This is a genomic window from Cellulomonas humilata (assembly GCF_030814415.1).
Taxonomy (GTDB): domain Bacteria; phylum Actinomycetota; class Actinomycetes; order Actinomycetales; family Cellulomonadaceae; genus Cellulomonas; species Cellulomonas humilata_A.
The window spans coordinates 215,426-233,977 of record NZ_JAUSVB010000005.1; the positions used below are offsets into that span (position 1 = coordinate 215,426).

The following is an 18,552-nucleotide window of genomic DNA, read 5'->3' on the forward strand; positions in this document are numbered from 1 at the left end:
GAGGTTCAGGCGGGGGTGAGGACGGCGTCGGCCGGTGCTCGGTCGGCGAGCGTGGTGGTCAGCCGGTCGAGGGTCGCGGCGGCATCGGCCAGCTCCTCGCTCGACCAGTCGGCGAACACCTCGTGGGCGCGCCGCTCCAGGACGGCGGCGATGTCGACGGCCAGCGAGCGGCCGGCGGGGGACAGGCGGATCGTGCGGACGCGACGGTCGCCGTCGTCGACCGTGCGCTCGACCAGCCCGTCGTCGACCAGCTGGCTGACCTGGCGGCTGGCCACCGAGATGTCCACGCGCAGGGCGTGCGCGATGTCGCTCACCTGGAGGGTGCCGCGGCGCTGCAGGATCCGGACGATGGCGAGGGTGCCCTTGGAGCACCCGATGTCGCGGGCCACCCCCAGGGACGACTCGCGCAGGGTGCGGCTGAACGCCTCGACCGACCGCAGCAGCGTCTGCGGGGGTGTCTCGGGCAGGTCGGACGACATGCGGCTCCTTTTGTTGCTCGACGCAACCATATGACTAACGCTTGCTTCAAGCAACTGATGAGCGCATGTATTCCTGTGTTCCCGCACACACCGCACGGCCGGACCCGCAGGGAGGTCCGGCCGTGCGGTGGTGCTGGTCTCAGGCGGCCGGTGCCGCCCCCCGACGCGTGCGGTCCACCTTGACGCCCTCCATGTCCTCCAGCTCGATGCCCTTGGTCTCGGGCACCTTCCAGAGCGTGAAGAAGAAGGACAGCGTCGCGAAGATCGCGTACATGAGGTACGGGATCGACGCCCCGAACGTGTCGAGCAGGGGCGGGAACGTCACCGTGATGAGGAAGTTGGCGATCCACTGCGCGGCCGCGGCCACGCCGAGTGCGGCCGCACGGATGCGGTTGGGGAACATCTCGCCCAGGAGCACCCAGACGAGCGGGCCCCAGGTCGCGCCGAAGAAGACCACGAACAGGTTCGCGGAGACCAGGGCGATGACTGCCCACGAGCCGTCGAGGGTCACGTCCTTGCCCGTCCCCGTCGACTGCGTGAAGGCGAGCGCCATGAGCCCGAGCGTCACCGCCATGCCGAAGGAACCGGTGAGCAGGAGCGGCCGACGACCGATCTTGTCGATGAGCGCGATCGCGATGAACGTGACGAGCACGTTGGTGACCGACGTGATCGTGGAGATCATGAACGACTGGCTCTCCTCGAACCCGACGGCCTGCCACAGCGTGTTCGAGTAGTAGAAGATCACGTTGATGCCGACGAACTGCTGGAACACCGACAGCAGGATGCCGATCCACACCACCGGCAGCAGCCCGAACCGCGGACCCTTCAGGCTGGCCTGGGACGCGAGCTTCTTGTCCGTCGCGATCGTGTGCTCGATCTGGACGACGTGCGCCTCGACGTCGTCGTTCTCCGGCAACGTCGTGGCCAGCACCTTCTTGGCCTCCTCGCGCTTGCCCGTCGCGATGAGGTAGCGGGGCGACTCCGGGATCTGGAGCGCGAGGATGCCGTACACCGCCGCCGGGATGACCGCGACGATGAACATCCAGCGCCACGCCTCGAGCCCGAGCCAGAGCTCTTCGGACGCGCCGCCCGCCGCCGTCGCCAGCAGCTGGTCGGACAGCAGGGCCGCGAAGATACCGAGCGTGATGGCGAGCTGCTGGAGCGACCCCAGCCGGCCGCGCATGGCCGCCGGGGCGATCTCGGCGATGTACGCGGGTGCGATGACCGAGGCGATACCGATGCCGATGCCGGCCATGATGCGCCACAGCACCAGGTCCCAGACGCCGAACGCGATGCCGGACAGGATCGAGGAGACGAAGAACAGGACTGCCCCGAGGAACATCACGCGGGTGCGTCCCCAGCGGTCCGCGAGCTTGCCACCCAGCCAGGCACCGAAGGCGCAGCCCAGCAGGGCGATCGCGACGACGAGCCCGGTGACGGCGGGATCGATCTCGAACTCGCCCTCGATCGCGTCGACGGCGCCGTTGATGACCGAGCTGTCGAAGCCGAAGAGGAAGCCACCGACCGCCGCGGCGACCGCGAGACCGATGGCCTTGTTCTTGTACGGGTGCGGGGGTACGGCCGAGCCGCCCGTCGCCCCCTGCGGCGACGCTGCCTGGGACATGATCTGCACCTCCGTCGGACCCCGGGCCGCTCCCGGGGAGAACACCCCCACCTTGGCCCCGACCGGGTAGAGGCGCACGTCGGGCGCGTGGCTGTTGGCCGGGGCGCGGCGGGGGAGGCAAGATCGTCCGATGGACGGCACCGGTGGAGCGAAGCGCCCTCGGCGCCCCGCCATGCTCGATCCCGCGCAGGCCGAGGAGCTGCCCGGCGGCTACGACCCTGCCCTGCGCAACGAGGCTGCTCACACCACCGCAGCGGCGCTCGTGCACCAGGGCAGGGCCAACGACGACCCCGAGGTCGTCGCCCGGCTGGTGTCCCTGGTCGAGCGGGAAGGCCTCGACGTCGTCGCCGCCCTGTGGTCCGACAGCCCGGCGGACAGCCTGCCCGGTGCGCTCTGGCGGCTGTACGTGCTGCGCGAGTGGGTCCGGCGGGACCCCGCGACCGTCGCCGACCGGTACCGCCTCGGAGTCGCGGCCGCCCCGGTGCACGACGTCGTCGCCGGCGTGGCCGAGGCGCCGGGCCCGGCGGACGTCCTCGCGGTGGCCGACGAGGTCCTCTCCGGCGTCTACACGGGTGATCTCGACGTCGCCCTGGAGCGGGCGGCGGCGTTCGGCCGCGTGCTGGCGACAGGTGCGGCCTTCGACGCCGACCACCTGGACGACGTCGACCCGTCTGCGGCCCAGCGACTGACCCGCGGTGCCGCGTCCCTCGTGCGCACCGCGGAGGAGCTCGAGCACGCCGCGTCGCTCTGGCGGGCCGACCGGCTGGAGTGACGTCGCCCACGTACGCTCGGGTGAAGGCGCAGGTCCGGGCCGGATGGCCGGGACGGCGGGCGTCGATCACCCGCTCGCGCCGAGCGGGCGGGCGTACGATGAGCGGCGACGTCGGGCCGCGGTAGCCCCGGGCTCCATCTCAAGCCGCTTCGAGCGGCCTCGCGCCGAGAGGCGCTCCGCGGTCCGGCGTCGCCCACCCTGTCGATGTGGACCACGTGTCGCCGCCGTGGCCATCTGGCTGTCACCATGTGTCCACGCGCGCGTCGTCGCGCGTTAGGCACAGAAGCAGTCGTGACCTAGCCTGATCCCGCCCTTCCCCGCTGGTCGTTCCCTCCTCCCACCCTGCTTGTTCCCTCCTCCCACCCTGTCTCCCCGGAGCCCGCCGTGCGCCTGCGCCTCACCCCGCGCGACACCACGTTCTTCGACCTCTTCGCCGCTCAGGCGATCCATCTCGTCACCGGCGCCAACCTGCTGGGCGAGATGCTCGGGGCCGACCGCTCCACCCGCAAGGAGATCGGCAAGCGCATCGCCGACGCCGAGCACGAGGCGGACGACGCGACCCACTCGATCATGCGTCGGCTCAACCAGACGTTCGTCACCCCGTTCGACCGGGACGACATCTACACGCTGGCCTCGAGCCTCGACGACTGCATGGACTTCATGGAGGAGGCCGCGGACCTCATCGTCCTGTACAAGGTCGATGCCCTGCCCGCGCGCGTCTCCGACCAGGTCCAGGTGCTCCAGCGTGCCGCCGAGCTCACCGCCGAGGCCATGCCCCGGCTGCGCTCCATGGACTCCCTGTCCGAGTACTGGGTCGAGGTCAACCGCCTCGAGAACCAGGCCGACAAGATCCACCGCAAGCTCCTGGCCCAGCTGTTCGACGAGGTCACCGACCCCATCCAGCTGATGAAGGTCAAGGAGATCGTCGAGAAGCTCGAGGACGCCGCCGACGCGTTCGAGAAGGTGGCGAACACCGTCGAGACCATCGCGCTCAAGGAGTCCTGAGCTCGGTGGAACTCGCGCTCGTCATCATCGTCGTCGCGTTCGCGCTCGGGTTCGACTACACCAACGGGTTCCACGACGCGGCCAACGCGATCGCCACCTCGGTGTCGACCCGCGCACTGACGCCTCGCGCCGCGCTCATCATGGCGGCCGTCTTCAACCTCGTCGGCGCCCTGCTGGGCACCCAGGTGGCGACGACCATCGCCGAGGACATCATCAACGTCGGCGGGGTCTCCTCGCAGGAGGCGCTGATCATCGTCCTGTCCGGCCTGATCGGCGCGATCAGCTGGAACCTCATCACCTGGTGGCTCGGGCTGCCGTCGTCGTCGACGCACGCCCTCATCGGTGGTCTGACCGGCGCCGGCATCGCGGCCAACGTCACGGTGTACTGGGGCGCGATCCTGGACAAGGTCGTGATCCCGATGATCCTGTCGCCGGTCGTCGGCTTCTCGCTGGCGTTCGCGCTGATGGTGGGCGTGCTGTGGCTCGTGCGGAACTCCGCGCCGGCCCGCACCATGCGTCGCTTCCGGCTGGCGCAGACCGCGTCCGCCGCGGCGATGGCCCTCGGGCACGGCCTCCAGGACGCGCAGAAGACCATGGGCGTGATCATGCTGGCCCTCATTGCCGGCGGCTTCTACAACCAGGGCGACGCCATCCCGCTGTGGGTCAAGCTGTCGGCGGCCACCGCGATCTCGCTGGGCACCTACTCCGGCGGCTGGCGCATCATGCGCACGCTCGGCCGCAAGATCATCGAGCTGGACCCCGCCCGCGGCTTCGTCGCCGAGTCCGTGGCCGCGTCCGTGCTCTACGCCAGCGCCTACTGGCTGCACGCGCCCATCTCGACCACGCACACGATCACCTCGGCGATCATGGGCGTCGGCGCCACCAAGCGTCTGTCCGCGGTCCGCTGGGGTGTCGCCAAGAACATCGGCACCGCGTGGGTGCTGACCATCCCGATGGCGGCCCTGGTGGCGGCCTGCGTCTACTGGATCCTCAACCCGATCCTGACCTAGACCTCGCCCGGGCGGTGCGTCTCGGTCGCGACCACGCGCGGGCCCTTCGGGGTCTGCGCGACGTGCGCGACGAGGACCTGCGCCGGGTGCAGGAACGGGTCCGCAGCGGGCAAGGCGTCCGCGACGCTGCGGCGGGCGTGCTGCGCCAGCACGTCGACCACCGTCGGGAGCACCGGCCGGTGCGTGCACAGCACGGCGTCCCCGGTCTGCTCCAGGAGCTGGAGGACCTCCGCCGCCACCCGGGCGGGCGACGTCGAGTGCTCCGCCTCGGTGAGCACGGGCAGGACCTCGGCAGCGATCTGCGCGGACGCCGCGTAGGGCGCGACCGTGCTGACGCATCGCGCCCACGCGCTGGTGACCACGCGCGCGACACCGAACGTGGACAGCACCGGCACGAGCGCCCGGGCCTGCCGCTGGCCCTCGGGGGTGAGCGGCCGGTCCAGCTCCGTGCCCTTCCAGTCCGATCGGCGGCGGGCCGTCCCGTGCCGGGCGATGACGAGCGCGCGCGTGTCCAGGCGGTCCTTCTCGTACGCCTCGACCAGCTCGGCCAGCGGGGCCCGGTCGTCGTCGCGGGTGAGCCGCTTGGCGGCCGTGGCCACGTCGAACCAGCGCAGCTGGTCGATCTCCTTCGGCGACACGGGCGGGACGGGGGCACGTGCACGCAGCGCGGCGGCGTCCGGGCGGCCGGCCACCTGGGCGGCCCAGTAATGGACGCGCTTGCGGCGGCCGTCGGACAGCGCGTACTCGAGCCCGGGCAGCGGGATCCCGAGGACGACGTCGTGCGCGGTCTCCTCGGCGACCTCACGGGTCGCCGCCGCGAGGATCGTCTCGCCGTGGTCCACCTTGCCCTTCGGCCACGACCAGTCGTCGTAGCGCGGGCGGTGCACGAGCGCGACCTGCAGCGTGCCCAGACGGACGCGCCAGACGAGGGCCCCGGCCGCCTCGACGACGACCGGTGCGGCCACTGGGCTCACCGTCCCGTGCCCGGCCGGCGGCGCTGCCGGTAGATCAGTGCGGCCTGCAGGTCCACGAGCGGTCCGTCCGGGCCGCGGTGGTGCCGCTGCCAGGTCCCGTCCTGCTCGAGGTGCCACGAGGACGTGCCGTCGTCGGTCGACTCGTCCATGAGCTCGATGAGCTCGCTGACCTGGTCGGGGTCGGCGATGCGGACCAGGGCCTCGACGCGGCGGTCCAGGTTGCGGTGCATGAGGTCTGCCGAGCCGATGTACACCTCGGGGCCCTCGAAGGGGGCGTCGGCCTGCGCCGTCGAGTTGGCGAACGCGAAGATGCGCGAGTGCTCGAGGAACCGGCCGAGGATCGAGCGGACGCGGATGGTCTCGGACAGGCCGGGGACCCCGGGGCGCAGCGCGCAGATGCCGCGCACGACCATGTCGATGGGGACGCCCGCCTGGGACGCCCGGTACAGGGCGTCGATCGTGGCCTCGTCGACCATCGAGTTGACCTTGATCTTGATCCACGCCGGCTGGCCCATCCGCGCGGCGTCCGCCTCACGGTCGATGCGCTCGACGAGACCGGCGCGCACGGACCGCGGCGCGACCAGCAGCCGGTGGAACCGGGACTTCGGCGCGTAGCCCGACAGCTGGTTGAACAGCCGCGTCAGGTCCTGGCCCACCTCGAGGTCGCTGGTGAGCAGCCCGTGGTCGGTGTAGAGCCGCGCGGTCTTCGGGTTGTAGTTTCCCGTGCCGATGTGGCAGTAGCGGCGCAGCCCGTCGGACTCCTGACGCACCACCAGCGACAGCTTGCAGTGCGTCTTGAGGCCGACGATCCCGTAGACCACGTGCACGCCGGCCTGCTCGAGCTTGCGCGCCCAGGAGATGTTGTTCTGCTCGTCGAACCGCGCCTTGATCTCCACCAGCGCCAGCACCTGCTTGCCGGCCTCCGCGGCGTCGATCAGGGCGTCGACGATGGGGGAGTCGCCCGACGTCCGGTACAGGGTCTGCTTGATGGCCAGCACCTGCGGGTCCGCCGCGGCCTGCTGCAGGAACGTCTGCACGGAGGTCGAGAACGAGTCGTACGGGTGGTGGAGCAGGATGTCGCGCTCGCGGATCTTGGCGAACATGTCCGCGGGCGTCGCGCTCTCCACCTCGGCCAGCTGGCGGGGGGTGGAGGCCACGAAGCGGGGGAACTGCAGGGCCGCCCGGTCGAGGTCCGCGATGAGGTTGAGCCCGGTCGCGTCCAGCGGCGCCGGCAGCTGGTACACCTCGTCCTCCGCGACGTCGAGCTCCCGGATGAGCAGGTTGCGGATGCGCGGGCTGATGCCGTCGGCGATCTCGAGGCGCACCGGTGGGCCGAAGCGGCGGCGCAGCAGCTCCTTCTCCATCGCCTTCAGGAGGTTCTCGGCGTCGTCCTCCTCGACCTCCACGTCCTCGTTGCGGGTCACCCGGAACGTGTGGTGCTCCTGGACGACCATGCCGGGGAACAGCTGCTCCAGGTGCTCCGAGATGACGTCCTCGACGGGCACGAACGACATCGGGCCCTTCTCGGGGGACGCGGCCTGCACGTCCGGTGCGCTCGGCCGGCCCGACGCGTCGACGGCGATGAACCGCGGCAGCAGCGGCGGCACCTTGACCCGGGCGAAGTGCTCCTTGCCGGTCGCCGGGTTGGTGACCACGACGGCCAGGTTCAGCGACAGCCCCGAGATGTACGGGAACGGGTGCGCCGGGTCCACCGCGAGCGGCGTCAGCACGGGGAAGATCTGCCGACGGAAGAACTTGCGCAGCCGGTCCTGCTCGCTCTCGCCCAGCTCGTCCCAGCGGACCAGCGTGATGCCCTCCTGCGCGAGCGCCGGCTGCACCTGCTCGGCGAACACCGCCGCGTGGCGGGCCGTGAGCTTGTGCGCCTCCTCGCTGATCGCCTCCAGGACCTGCCGCGGGGACAGCCCCGAGGCGGCCGTGACCGCGATGCCGGTGGCGATGCGCCGCTTGAGGCCGGCCACCCGGACCATGAAGAACTCGTCGAGGTTGGACGCGAAGATCGCCAGGAACCGCACGCGCTCCAGCAGCGGGATGTCCCCGTCCTCGGCCAGCTCCAGCACGCGCTGGTTGAAGGCGAGCCAGGAGAGCTCACGGTCGAGGAACCGTCCGTCGGGCAGCGGCTCGGCGGTGTCGATGTGCTCCGCGAAGTCGCTCTGGGCCATGTGCTCGGCGATGGCCGCGGCCAGGGCCGGGTCGAGGGCGGTGGCGTCCGTCATGCGCCCATCGTGACACCCGGAGGTGAACTCGGGGTATCCGAACCGAACATCACGTCCACGGCCGACCGGACGAAGCCCGCGCGCTCGTACGTGTGGACCGCGACGGTGTTCTCCGCGCCGGTGTAGAGGATCGCCGCACCCAGGCCGCGGGCGGTCAGGTGGTCGAGGCCCAGCGCGGTCAGCGCGCGGCCCAGGCCCAGACCCTGCGCGTCCGGGTCCACGCCCACCACGTAGATCTCGCCCACCGGGTCCGGTCCGTGCTCGCCGGCCGGGTGCACCTTGGTCCACACCGAGCCCAGCAGGATCCCGTCGCGCTCCGCCAGCAGGAACCCGGCAGGGTCGAACCACGGCTCGGACTCCCGGGCGCGCAGGTCCGCCGACGTCATGCGCCCCTGCTCCGGGTGGTACGCGAACGCGCGGGAGTTCACGCGGCGCCACGCCTCCTCGTCGCGACCCGGCTCGAACGGCCGCACCGTGACCCCCGTGGGGAGCCGGGGCGGGTTCGCCGGCCGCGTCGTCAGGTCGACGCGCATCTGGAGGAGCTCACGCACGACGGCCATGTCCAGCTCCTGGGCGAACCCCCTCGCCGCCGGCAGGTCGCCGTGCGCCCACACCCGCAGCGTGCGCCCCGGGACGACCGCGGTCTCGGCGAGCGCCCGGGTCAGCAGCGCGCGGCCGACCCCGGCGCGGCGGTGCTCCGGGTCGACGACCAGCTCCGCCTTGGTGGAGGTCTGCGTGCCCACGTCGAGCTGGGCGTAGCCGACGAGGTCGGCGCCGAGCGTCGCGTGCAGGTGGACCACGGGCGCCTCGCTCGCGCTGAGCCACAGCAGCGGTTGCTCCGAGAGCGGGGGCACGCCGTCGACCGCGGCAGCCCGGTCCGCGAGGGCGCGCACGGCATCGGCGGCGCCGGCGGACAGCGGGCCGGCTGTCGCACTGAGGATGACCTGCGCGGACACGTCGTCGAGCATGGCCCCATCCCACCACGCTTGGGGCTGGGCCCGATGGCTCCGCCCGGGTGAGCGGGTACCTTGGCGGGCGATGGATGCCTCGCGGAACGCCCCGCTGCACGACGACCGCCCGCAGGACACCCGCCGGTCGAGGCGGGCGCGACGCGCGGACGAGGCGACCGCCCCGGTCGACGTGACGGTCGTCGTGATCGGCGCCGGGCAGGCGGGCCTGTCCACGGCCTACCACCTGCGGCGCGCGGGGCTCGTCGCGGTCGGGGAGCGCGGCTGGGAACGCGCAGCGGCCACGTTCGTCGTGCTCGACGACAGCGCGCAGGCCGGTGGCGCGTGGCAGTACCGGTGGCCGGGCCTGACGATGGCCGACGCGCACGGCGTGCACGAGCTGCCGGGCATGCCACTGGTCGTCGGCGACCCCACCGAACCCGCCGCCTTCGCCGTCCCGTACTACTTCGCGCAGTACGAGGACGCGTTCGAGCTCCGCGTCCAGCGCCCCGTCCTCGTGGACCGCGTGGAGTCCGACACCGAGGAGCCCGAGCGGCTCCTGGTCCGCTCGCACAGCGTCGACCGGACAGGGGAGACCGTCGTGTGGCGGGCGCGCGGCGTCATCAACGCGTCGGGCACGTGGAAGAAGCCGTTCTGGCCGGCCTACCCCGGCCGCGGCGGGTTCCGCGGGCGGCAGCTGCACTCGCACGACTTCCGGCTCCCCGAGGACCTGGCCGACGGGCACGTCGTGGTGATCGGCGGAGGCACCTCGGCCGTCCAGCTGACGCTCCTGCTCGCCCGCGTCACGACGACCACCTGGGTCACCCGTCGGCCGCCCGCCTGGCGCGACGACACGTTCACGCCCGAGGTCGGCCGGGACGCCGTCGCGCAGGTCGACGAGCGCACCCGCGCCGGGCTGCCACCGCAGAGCATCGTCAGCGTGACCGGGCTGCCGCTCACGCCCGCCTACCGCAACGGCATCACCGCCGGGGTCCTGCGCGCCCGGCCGATGTTCTCCCGCATCACCCCGGACGGCGTCGAGTGGGACGACCCCGACGGCCCGGGTGAGGGCTGGGTCGGCGGAGCCGCGCACGTCGAGGCACGCACGCTCCTGTGGTGCACCGGGTTCCGCGCCTCGCTCGACCACCTCGCCCCCCTCGGCCTGCGCGCTCCCGGCGGCGGCATCGTCATGGACGGCACCCAGGTCGTCGCGGACCCCCGGATCCAGCTGGTCGGGTACGGCCCGAGCGCGTCGACCGTGGGCGCCAACCGCGCCGGCCGCGAGGCGACCCGGAACCTGCGGCGGTTGTGGGAAGAGTAGTGGAATGGAACATTCCGTTCTGATATGCTGAGGTCATCGACCCGCCGACGGAAGGTACGACGATGACCGACCAGACCAGCACGTGGACCGTCCTCGACCAGTCGCACCGTGCCCTGCGCGAAGCTGCGGCGTCCGTGCCGTCGGACGGCTGGGACCGCCCGACGCCCTGCGCGCTGTGGACCGTCGCGCAGGTGCTGCAGCACGCCGTGGGGGACCAGCAGGGCTACGCCGCCACGATCACCGGCGAGGGCTGGCCCACGGAGAACCCCTTCGAGCCTTCCGGACAACTCGCCGGGGACCCGGTCGACCTCGTCGAGTCCGCCACCCGCGCCGCCGCCCTCGCCTGGTCGACCGTCCCGGCGGACGGCCCGGACGTCACGACCCCGCTGCCCGTGGGCCCGCTCGCGCCGTGGGTCGGGGCGAGCGCGTGCGCGCTGGACGCGGCCGTGCACGCCTGGGACATCGCGGTGGCCACCGGCCGGCCCTCGCCGCTCACGCCCGAGCTCGCCGCGGCGCTGCACGAAGCCGCGGTGCAGTTCGTCGAGCCGCTGCGCGGGTTCGCCTACGCTCCCGCGCTGCCCGCCGCCGAGGGGGACGGCCCGGTCGAGGCCCTGCTGCGCTACCTCGGGCGCTCCCCGTCCTGGACCCCCTGAGACGAGCCTGACGCGCGCAGGAGGCCGGGGTCGTCGTGACCCCGGCCTCCTGCGCGCTTCCTCAGCGTGCGATCAGCTGGCGGTGCAGGTCACCGCGGTCGAGGAGCTCGGTGCGGTGCCGCTGCCCACGAAGCCGTAGGTGGTCGATGCGCCGGAGCCGAGCAGCCCGTTCCAGGCGGCGTTGGACACCGTCACGGTCGAGCCGGACTGCGAGTAGGTGCCCGACCAGCCGCTCTGGACCGATCCGCCCGAGGGGAGGGCGAAGGAGGTCTTCCAGGTGCTGATCATCGCGGTGCCGTTCTTGACGGTGACGGCGGCCTGGTAGCCACCGGGCCAGGTGTTGCTCACCACCAGCGCCGCGGTGCAGCCCTTGCTGGGCGGCGTGGTCGGCGTCGGGGTGGCGGTGGGTGTGGGGGTGACGGTCGGCGTCGGCGTCGGGGTCGCCGTCGGGGTGGGCGTCGGGGTCGGCTGGACGCCGCCGTAGATCTTCGCGGTCACGGCCGTCGACTTGATGCCGTTGGTGCCGTTGAAGATCCGGGTTCCCCAGGACGTCAGCTGCGACGCGTTGAAGCTGGTCACCATGTCGAGGTACTCGACACCGCCACCGTTGCCCGACCAGGACCAGCCGTAGTAGCCGAGGCCGCGCTTCACCGACTCGGACATGATCGTGTCCTCGTCGGGGTCGCCGTCGGAGTGCATGTTGCCGAACTCGCCGATGACCAGCGGCAGGCCCTTCGACTTGAACGCGTCGAGGTAGGCGTTGATGGTCGACGCGTTGTTGTAGACGCCGTACATGTGGACGGAGAACAGGACGTTCTTGTCCGGGTCCGACGCGGCGACGGTCGCGGCGTTGTCCCGCATGATCCCGGCCCAGTCCTGACCCCACGAGGGAGCGTCGATCACGATGTTGTGGTGCAGCCCGGCGTTGCGCAGCTTCTGGATGGCCGCGGAGCTGGCGGAGGCCCAGGTCGCGTTGGTCGTCGCGTTGTTGCCGAAGGGCTCGTTGCCGATGTTGATCTGGACGTAGTCCTCCTGACCCTGCAGGGCCGAGGCGATGCTCACCCAGTAGTTGGCCGCGGTGTCGAGCGTGACGGCACCGCTCTGCTCGCCGTAGCCGGTGGTGTCGTGGTTCTCGAGCATGCAGATGAGCTTGTTGGCCTTGCAGAGGCTGATGATGTTGGCGACGTCGGCGGCGTCGTTCTTGGTCCAGCGGTCACCGCCGGACAGCACGACGCGCAGGGCGTTGGCGCCCGCCGCGCGGATCGCGGGGATCGCGGTCGCGGTCTGGGACGTGTACCAGGTGTGGGCGTGGCTGACGCCGCGCGCGACGAAGGGGGTGCCGTCCTTCTCCACCAGCTGGGTGCCGGAGACGTGCAGACCGGGTGGCGTCGCGGCGTGCGCGGCCGTCGAGATCAGCGTCGTCGCGCCGAGCGCGACGACGGCGGCAGCCAGGGCGGCGCCGGACAGCAGGGACAGTCGAGACCTCATGGGACGTCCTCGTTCCTGGGGCATCGAGCCGGTCGCGGGCACGCGGCGGCCTCGAGGGGTTCGTGTGGTGGAAGCACCCGCCCGCCGTTCCGCCGGCCGGCCGACGGGCGGGTGCGTGGTCACACAACCAGGTCAGGGAGGCGCTCTCCACGGCCCGAAACGCTTCACACCGCACGCGAACCCCTGCCTGACCTCACGACTTGTCGGCGAGGTGCGCCGACGCGAACACCAGGCCGTAGGGGATCGCCTGCCGGGCGAAGTTCAACGTGTGGTCCAGGCCCTGCTCCTCACGGACCACGACGTCCTCACCCCGGGCACGCAGGTCGGCGGCGATCGAGGTGAGGTCGGCGCGGGGCTGGCCGTGGTTGGCGCCCGCGATGTCCACGAACAGGGCCACGGGGTGGGGCAGCGGGACGGTCTTCGCGTACGTCGTGACGTCGTGCTGGTCCCACTGCGCCTGCGTCGCGAGCATCGCCTGCCCGCCCGTGCCTGGGTCGCCGGTGGTGTCCAGCGCCAGGATCGCGCCGTAGAGCTCCGGGTGGCGCAGGCCCTGGTCGAGCGCGCAGAACCCGCCCGACGAGAAGCCGCCGATCGCGCGGTGCCGCCAGTCGTCCGCGGTCCGGTACCGGGCGTCGACCCAGGGGATCACCGTCTCGGAGATGTAGGTCTCGACCTGGGAGCCGCCCGTCGTCGAGTCCAGGCACTCGGTGTCCTCCGCGCTGGGTCCGGTGCCGTTGACGTCCATCCCGACGACGATCATGGGCTCCACCAGGTGGTTCTCGAGGAGCACGTCCATCGCGTGGGGGACGTTCCCGGCCGCGAACCAGTCGCCACCCGCGCCCGGGCTGCCGTGCACCAGGTAGACGACCGGGTACCGGGTGGAGCCGGCCTCGTACCCCGGCGGTGTGTAGATCCACGTCAGGCTGCTGCCCGGCATCCGGTCCGCGGCGGGAGCGGGCACGTGGACGGCCTCGACGCGGCCCGAGCCCGCGCCGCCCGACCGGGCCTCGGCGGAACCGTGCTCCAGCGGCGGAGGCGGGGACCCGATGCCCCAGCTGGCCAGGGACACCCGTGCGGCGGCGACGTTCGGGACGTAGCCGACGATGACGTTCGCCGCGATCCCGAGCGTGAACGCGACCCCCAGCGCGGTGACCACCCACAGCGGCCACGACCAGCGGTCCGCCCGGTGCCTCCGGACCGCCCAGAGCACCACCAGCCCGGCGAGCGCGAGCGCGACGGCGACGGTCCACCACGAGCTGATCCAGTCGCCCCCACCGGCCAGCTGGTCCAGGACCCTGGGTGGGATCGTGCTGCCCGGTGGGTCCTCGGCGCCGACCATGGACACCCCCGTTGCGCCCGACAGCTGTGGGGAACAGCGTCCCATCGACGCGGCCCTCCGGCACGAGAGCGGGCAGACTGGACCGATGACGGGGAGCAGCGTGCGCCTACCGCGCACCACGGGGGCGTCGGCGATCGAGGAGCAGCGCAGGCGGGGGCGGGTCCGCGAGATCGCCTCCCGGGCGACGCTGATCCTGGCGGTGCTCAGCCTGCTGTCGGCGACGATCCACCCGCTCTGGCAGCGGATGGGTCTGGTGCGCGACGTCGTCCCCGAGCTGGTGGTGCACACCGCGCGTCCCTCCCTCGCGCTGGTCTCGGTGGTCCTCCTGCTGACCGCGCGAGGTCTGCGGCGCGGGAACCGGCTCGCGTGGCTGGGCACCCTGGTCGTGCTGGCCTTCTCGGTCGTGATCCACCTGGCCAAGGGTCCCGACGTCCTCCCCGCCCTGGTGATCGCCGTCGGCATCGTGTGGCTCGCCGCGCAGGGCAACGCGTTCCCGGTCCTGCCGACGCGCCGCGCCGTCCGGTGGGCGATCATCTGGACCGTCGCCGCCGTGGTGTTCGTCGTCGTGCTCGTCGTCGGGCTGGCCGTCTGGGCGGTCGCCACGGACGCGACCGACGCGGAGATCGAGCGGCTCGGCCGCATCCTGGTCCCCGTCACGTACGCGCTGACCCTGGTGTTCGTCGCCGCCCTGCTCTGGTCGCTGCTCTCGCCGCGCCGACCCCGCCGGCTCAGCCCCGAGGACCATCGGGACGAGCGGGAGCGCGCCCGGCTCGTGGTGCAGAAGCACGGCAGCGGCACGCTCGACTACTTCGCGCTGCGGGACGACAAGGACTGGTTCTTCACCGGCTCGACGGTGGTCGCGCACTCGGCGCGCGGGGGCGTGTGCCTGGTGTCCCCGGACCCCATCGGCCCGCCCGATGAACGCGGGCTCGCCTGGGCGGAGTTCCTCGACTTCGCCGACGACTTCGGCTGGTCGGTCGCCGTCATCGGAGCAGCCGCGGACTGGCTGCCCGTCTACGAGTCGAGCGGTCTGCGGACGGTCTACCTGGGCGACGAGGCCATCGTCGACTGCCCGACGTTCAGCCTCGAGGGCCGGTCGCACAAGTCCTTGCGGCAGGCGGTCAACCGCATCCAGCGCGCCGGCTACACGACGACCTTCCACGACCCGTCGGCCATCGAGCCCGAGCTGCGCGCGCAGATCGAGGCGATGAGCGAGGAGTCCCGGCACGGCGAGGCGGAACGCGGCTTCTCGATGACGCTGTCGCGGCTGTTCCAGCCCGAGGACACCGGTCTCCTGCTCTCGGTCACGCGCGATCCCGAGGGACGCGTCGACGCCTTCTGCCAGTGGGTCCCCGCGACCGCGATCGGCGGCTGGTCGCTCGACGTCATGCGGCGACGCACCGACACCGAAGGGCTGCCCAACGGCCTCATCGACGCCAACATCGTCGCGACGATCGCTCGCCTCGCCGACACCGGGCAGCGCGGGCTCGGGCTGAACTTCGCGATGATGCGGGAGGTCCTCGAGGGCGATCCCGCCGACGCCTCACGGATCGAGTCGCTCACCCGACCGATACTGCAGCGGCTCTCTCAGGGCACCCAGATGGGCACGCTCAGCACGTTCAACGAGAAGTTCGACCCCGGCTGGGTGTCGCGCTACGTGGTGCTCGACTCGGTCGAGCTCGTCGCGACGCAGGCGCTCGTGCTCGCCGGTGCCGAGGGGGTCACGGAGATCCCGGTGATCGGGCGGTTCCTCGGGAACATCGGCGCGGCCTCGTGACCGTCTCGCTGCTCTGCGCGATCGGGTCCGCGCTGGCCTACGGCGCCAGCACCCTCATGCAGGCGGTCGCGACACGACGCACGCAGGGGCTCGCCGCCGTGATGACGCCGCTGGTCATCGGCGCGTTCGTGGTCGACGGGCTCGGGTTCGTGCTCTCGCTGCTGGCGCTGAACAACCTGCCGCTGTTCGTCGTGCAGTCGATCATGGCGTCGATGCTCGTGGTCGTCGTCATCGGGGCCCGGTTCATCCTGCACGCACGCATGCGGCGCCTGGACGTCGCGGCCGTCGTCGTCGTCATCGCCGCGCTCGTGCTCATCGGCCTCGGCTCCGGCGAACAGCCGGCCGTCGCGCCCCCGGAGTCGTTCGAGCGGGCGATGCTCGTCGCGACCGGCGTGCTCGCCGTCGTGGCCCTCGCGTCCTACCGGTCCGGACCCGGCTGGCTGCTGGCGGCGATCGCCGGTCTCGGCTTCTCCGGAGCAGCGATCGCGGCGCGCGCGTCGCACCACCACGACGGGATCTGGGCGACGATCTGGCAGCCCATGACGGTCTGCATCGTGGTCGGCGGGATCATCGGCGCGCTCTGGTACCTGCGCGCGCTGGAGCGGCTGGCCGTCGGACCCAGCGCCGCGATCCTGTCCGTGATCGAGGTCGTGGTGCCCGGTGCCGTCGGCGTGCTGGTGCTCGGAGACACGATCGCGAACGGCATGCTGCCCGGCGTCCTCGTCGGGCTCGTCCTGGCGGTCACCGGGTGCGTCGTGCTCGCGATGAGCCCCGCCAACCAGGCGGCAGAGGGAGAGCCGGCTCCGCGGGCGGAGCCGGCTCCCGCGTAGACCCTGAGTCTCAGTCCTCCTGCTTGGCGCCGGGCGCGGACAGCCCCCGGGCGATCAGGTCCATGACGGAGGAGTCCGCGAGCGTCGTCGCGTCGCCCACCTGGCGGTTCTCGGCGACGTCCCGGAGCAGGCGGCGCATGATCTTGCCGGACCGCGTCTTGGGCAGCTCCGCGACGACGAGGATCTGCCGCGGCTTGGCGATCGGGCCGATCTCCTTGGCGACGTGGTTGCGCAGCTCGGTCTGGACGGCGTCGGCCTCCTGGTCGCCACCCCCCGCGTCACCGCGCAGGATGACGAACGCGACGACGGCCTGGCCCGTGGTCTCGTCGGCGGCACCCACGACCGCCGCCTCGGCGACCCACGGGTGCGAGACGAGCGCCGACTCGATCTCCGTGGTGGACAGCCGGTGGCCGGACACGTTCATCACGTCGTCCACGCGGCCGAGCAGCCAGATGTCGCCGTCGGCGTCCTTCTTGGCGCCGTCGCCCGCGAAGTACAGACCCTGGAACCGGGACCAGTAGGTGTCGACGTAGCGGTCCGGGTCGCCCCAGATGCCGCGCAGCATCGACGGCCACGGCTCCGTGAGGACCAGGTAGCCACCGCCGCCGTCGGGCACCGGGTGGGCCTCGTCGTCGACGACGTCGGCCGCGATGCCCGGCAGCGGCACCTGCGCGGAGCCCGGCTTGGTCTCCGTGACACCCGGCAGCGGGCTGATCATGATGGCGCCGGTCTCGGTCTGCCACCACGTGTCGACGATGGGTGCGCTGTCCCCGCCGATGACCCGGCGGTACCACATCCACGCCTCCGGGTTGATGGGCTCACCCACCGACCCGAGCACCCGCAGGCTCGACAGGTCGAACTGGTTCGGGATCTCCTCGCCCCACTTCATGCAGGTCCGGATGGCCGTCGGGGCGGTGTAGAGGATCGAGACCTTGTACTTCTGGATGATCTCCCACCAGCGCCCGCGGTGCGGGGTGTCGGGCGTGCCCTCGTAGATGACCTGCGTGGCGCCGTTGATCAGCGGCCCGTAGACGACGTAGGTGTGCCCGGTGATCCAGCCGACGTCCGCCGTGCACCAGTAGACGTCCGTCTCGGGCTTGAGGTCGAACACGTTGCGGTGCGTGTACGCCGCCTGGGTCAGGTAGCCGCCGGTGGTGTGGAAGATGCCCTTCGGCTTCCCGGTGGTGCCCGACGTGTAGAGGATGAACAGCGGGTGCTCGGCCTCGACCGCGACCGGGGTGTGCTGGTCGCTGGCCGCGTCGACGACGTCGGACCACCAGACGTCGACCTCGTCGTTCCAGGCGACGTCCTGGCCGGTCCGCTTCACGACGAGCACGTGCTGCACCGACGGGGTGCCCTTGGTCAGCGCCTCGTCGACGGCCGGCTTCAGCGCGCTGGCCGCCCCGCGGCGGTACCCGCCGTCCGCGGTGACGACGAGCTTGGCCTCCGCGTCGTTGATCCGGGTGCTCAGTGCCTCCGCGGAGAACCCGCCGAACACGACGGAGTGCGGGGCGCCGATGCGCGCGCACGCCAGCATGGTGATGACGGCCTCGGGGATGAGCGGCAGGTAGATGGCGACGCGGTCGCCCGTGCCGACGCCCAGCGCGGTGAACGCGTTCGCGGCCTTGGACACCTCGCGCTTCAGGTCGGCGTAGGTGACCGTGCGGGTGTCGCCGCCCTCGCCCTCGAAGTGCAGGGCGACCCGGTGGCCGTTCCCGGCCTCCACGTGCCGGTCCACCGCGTTGTACGCGGCGTTGAGCGTGCCGTCGGCGAACCAGCGCGCGAACGGCGCCTTCGACCAGTCGAGGACCTCCTCGAACGGCTGCTCCCAGCTCAGCAGCTCCCGGGCCTGCTCCGCCCAGAAGCTGGGCCGGTCGGCGTTGGCCCACGCGTACAGCCCCCGCTGCGCGTTGGCCTGGTCGACGAACTCGGGGCTCGGCGGGAACCGGCGGTCCTCGGTGAGCAGGTTCTCGAGGCCGGGCTCGTGGGTCTCGGGCGTGGTGTCGGTCACGAAGGACCACCTCCTGTGCAGCGACGTCGATGCAGGTGGACCAGGGGTCCGGAACCGCACTCTAGCCGGAGACCCGGCGTGCCCATGC

Annotated in this window: 15 protein-coding genes; 7 read left to right on the top strand and 8 right to left on the bottom strand. The window is 72.0% G+C overall.

Annotated features, from left to right (window positions below):
• Positions 1-5: 5 nt before the first annotated feature.
• Positions 6-479 carry a MarR family winged helix-turn-helix transcriptional regulator gene (locus tag J2X26_RS17315; protein WP_307493951.1) on the bottom strand — a complete coding sequence of 158 codons (474 nt, stop codon included), beginning with the start codon at positions 477-479 and terminating at the stop codon, positions 6-8.
• Between the two features lie 139 nt (positions 480-618).
• On the bottom strand, positions 619-2,103 hold the full coding sequence (locus tag J2X26_RS17320; RefSeq protein ID WP_307493952.1) for a sugar porter family MFS transporter: 1,485 nt from the start codon (positions 2,101-2,103) through the stop codon (positions 619-621).
• Positions 2,104-2,275: 172 nt separating this feature from the next.
• Between J2X26_RS17320 and J2X26_RS17325 the strand changes: the two genes are divergently transcribed.
• From J2X26_RS17325 to J2X26_RS17335, 3 genes are all read left to right on the top strand, one after another.
• Positions 2,276-2,875: a hypothetical protein gene (locus J2X26_RS17325; protein ID WP_307494154.1), complete on the top strand. Its 600-nt coding sequence runs from the start codon at positions 2,276-2,278 to the stop codon at positions 2,873-2,875.
• A gap of 384 nt (positions 2,876-3,259) precedes the next feature.
• Positions 3,260-3,880: a DUF47 domain-containing protein gene (locus J2X26_RS17330; RefSeq protein ID WP_055911795.1), complete on the top strand. Its 621-nt coding sequence runs from the start codon at positions 3,260-3,262 to the stop codon at positions 3,878-3,880.
• 5 nt (positions 3,881-3,885) lie between these two features.
• Positions 3,886-4,890, top strand: coding sequence for an inorganic phosphate transporter (locus tag J2X26_RS17335; RefSeq protein WP_307493953.1), 1,005 nt, complete (start codon positions 3,886-3,888; stop codon positions 4,888-4,890).
• Here J2X26_RS17335 and J2X26_RS17340 read toward each other — a convergent pair.
• The 3 genes from J2X26_RS17340 to mshD are packed head-to-tail and all read right to left on the bottom strand — an operon-like array spanning position 4,887 to position 9,066.
• Complete coding sequence (locus tag J2X26_RS17340; protein ID WP_307493954.1) at positions 4,887-5,864, bottom strand: NUDIX hydrolase; 978 nt, start codon at positions 5,862-5,864, stop codon at positions 4,887-4,889. The two genes, J2X26_RS17335 and J2X26_RS17340, sit on opposite strands and share 4 nt — an antisense overlap.
• The gene (locus tag J2X26_RS17345) at positions 5,861-8,098 is read right to left on the bottom strand and encodes an RNA degradosome polyphosphate kinase (protein ID WP_307493955.1); all 2,238 of its coding nucleotides are present in this window, start codon (positions 8,096-8,098) and stop codon (positions 5,861-5,863) included. The genes J2X26_RS17340 and J2X26_RS17345 overlap by 4 nt, the downstream gene beginning before the upstream one ends.
• The gene (mshD, locus tag J2X26_RS17350; RefSeq protein ID WP_307493956.1) at positions 8,095-9,066 is read right to left on the bottom strand and encodes a mycothiol synthase; all 972 of its coding nucleotides are present in this window, start codon (positions 9,064-9,066) and stop codon (positions 8,095-8,097) included. Before mshD ends, J2X26_RS17345 begins: the two co-directional genes overlap by 4 nt.
• Positions 9,067-9,136: 70 nt before the next feature.
• Here mshD and J2X26_RS17355 point away from each other — a divergent pair, with 70 nt between their 5' ends.
• Together J2X26_RS17355 and J2X26_RS17360 are read left to right on the top strand one after the other, a co-directional pair.
• Complete coding sequence (locus J2X26_RS17355) at positions 9,137-10,366, top strand: FAD-dependent oxidoreductase (RefSeq protein WP_307493957.1); 1,230 nt, start codon at positions 9,137-9,139, stop codon at positions 10,364-10,366.
• 62 nt (positions 10,367-10,428) lie between these two features.
• Complete coding sequence (locus tag J2X26_RS17360) at positions 10,429-11,019, top strand: TIGR03086 family metal-binding protein (protein ID WP_307493958.1); 591 nt, start codon at positions 10,429-10,431, stop codon at positions 11,017-11,019.
• A 72-nt stretch (positions 11,020-11,091) separates the two neighbouring features.
• Here J2X26_RS17360 and J2X26_RS17365 read toward each other — a convergent pair whose 3' ends face one another.
• Both J2X26_RS17365 and J2X26_RS17370 read right to left on the bottom strand, forming a co-directional pair.
• Entirely contained in the window at positions 11,092-12,507 is a 1,416-nt protein-coding gene (locus J2X26_RS17365) for a cellulase family glycosylhydrolase (protein ID WP_307493959.1), read from the bottom strand.
• Between the two features lie 193 nt (positions 12,508-12,700).
• On the bottom strand, positions 12,701-13,846 hold the full coding sequence (locus J2X26_RS17370; RefSeq protein WP_307493960.1) for an alpha/beta hydrolase: 1,146 nt from the start codon (positions 13,844-13,846) through the stop codon (positions 12,701-12,703).
• An 85-nt stretch (positions 13,847-13,931) separates the two neighbouring features.
• On the opposite strand from J2X26_RS17370, the gene J2X26_RS17375 reads away from it, so the two are divergent.
• On the top strand, positions 13,932-15,623 hold the full coding sequence (locus J2X26_RS17375; protein WP_307493961.1) for a bifunctional lysylphosphatidylglycerol flippase/synthetase MprF: 1,692 nt from the start codon (positions 13,932-13,934) through the stop codon (positions 15,621-15,623).
• Positions 15,620-16,453, top strand: a complete 834-nt coding sequence (locus tag J2X26_RS17380; protein ID WP_307493962.1) for a hypothetical protein — start codon at positions 15,620-15,622, stop codon at positions 16,451-16,453. The genes J2X26_RS17375 and J2X26_RS17380 overlap by 4 nt, the downstream gene beginning before the upstream one ends.
• A 10-nt stretch (positions 16,454-16,463) precedes the next feature.
• Here J2X26_RS17380 and acs read toward each other — a convergent pair whose 3' ends face one another.
• The gene (acs, locus tag J2X26_RS17385; protein ID WP_307493963.1) at positions 16,464-18,464 is read right to left on the bottom strand and encodes an acetate--CoA ligase; all 2,001 of its coding nucleotides are present in this window, start codon (positions 18,462-18,464) and stop codon (positions 16,464-16,466) included.
• Between the last annotated feature and the right edge of the window lie 88 nt (positions 18,465-18,552).

Excerpts from the sequence above, each read along its gene's own strand:
- mshD (WP_307493956.1), bottom strand. The coding sequence starts at position 9,066 with ATGCTCGACGACGTGTCCGCGCAGGTCATCCTCAGTGCGACAGCCGGC.
- J2X26_RS17345 (WP_307493955.1), bottom strand. The coding sequence starts at position 8,098 with ATGACGGACGCCACCGCCCTCGACCCGGCCCTGGCCGCGGCCATCGCC.
- J2X26_RS17370 (WP_307493960.1), bottom strand. The coding sequence starts at position 13,846 with ATGGTCGGCGCCGAGGACCCACCGGGCAGCACGATCCCACCCAGGGTC.
- J2X26_RS17355 (WP_307493957.1), top strand. The coding sequence starts at position 9,137 with ATGGATGCCTCGCGGAACGCCCCGCTGCACGACGACCGCCCGCAGGAC.
- J2X26_RS17325 (WP_307494154.1), top strand. The coding sequence starts at position 2,276 with ATGCTCGATCCCGCGCAGGCCGAGGAGCTGCCCGGCGGCTACGACCCT.
- J2X26_RS17360 (WP_307493958.1), top strand. The coding sequence starts at position 10,429 with ATGACCGACCAGACCAGCACGTGGACCGTCCTCGACCAGTCGCACCGT.
- J2X26_RS17320 (WP_307493952.1), bottom strand. The coding sequence starts at position 2,103 with ATGTCCCAGGCAGCGTCGCCGCAGGGGGCGACGGGCGGCTCGGCCGTA.
- J2X26_RS17365 (WP_307493959.1), bottom strand. The coding sequence starts at position 12,507 with ATGAGGTCTCGACTGTCCCTGCTGTCCGGCGCCGCCCTGGCTGCCGCC.
- J2X26_RS17375 (WP_307493961.1), top strand. The coding sequence starts at position 13,932 with ATGACGGGGAGCAGCGTGCGCCTACCGCGCACCACGGGGGCGTCGGCG.
- J2X26_RS17315 (WP_307493951.1), bottom strand. The coding sequence starts at position 479 with ATGTCGTCCGACCTGCCCGAGACACCCCCGCAGACGCTGCTGCGGTCG.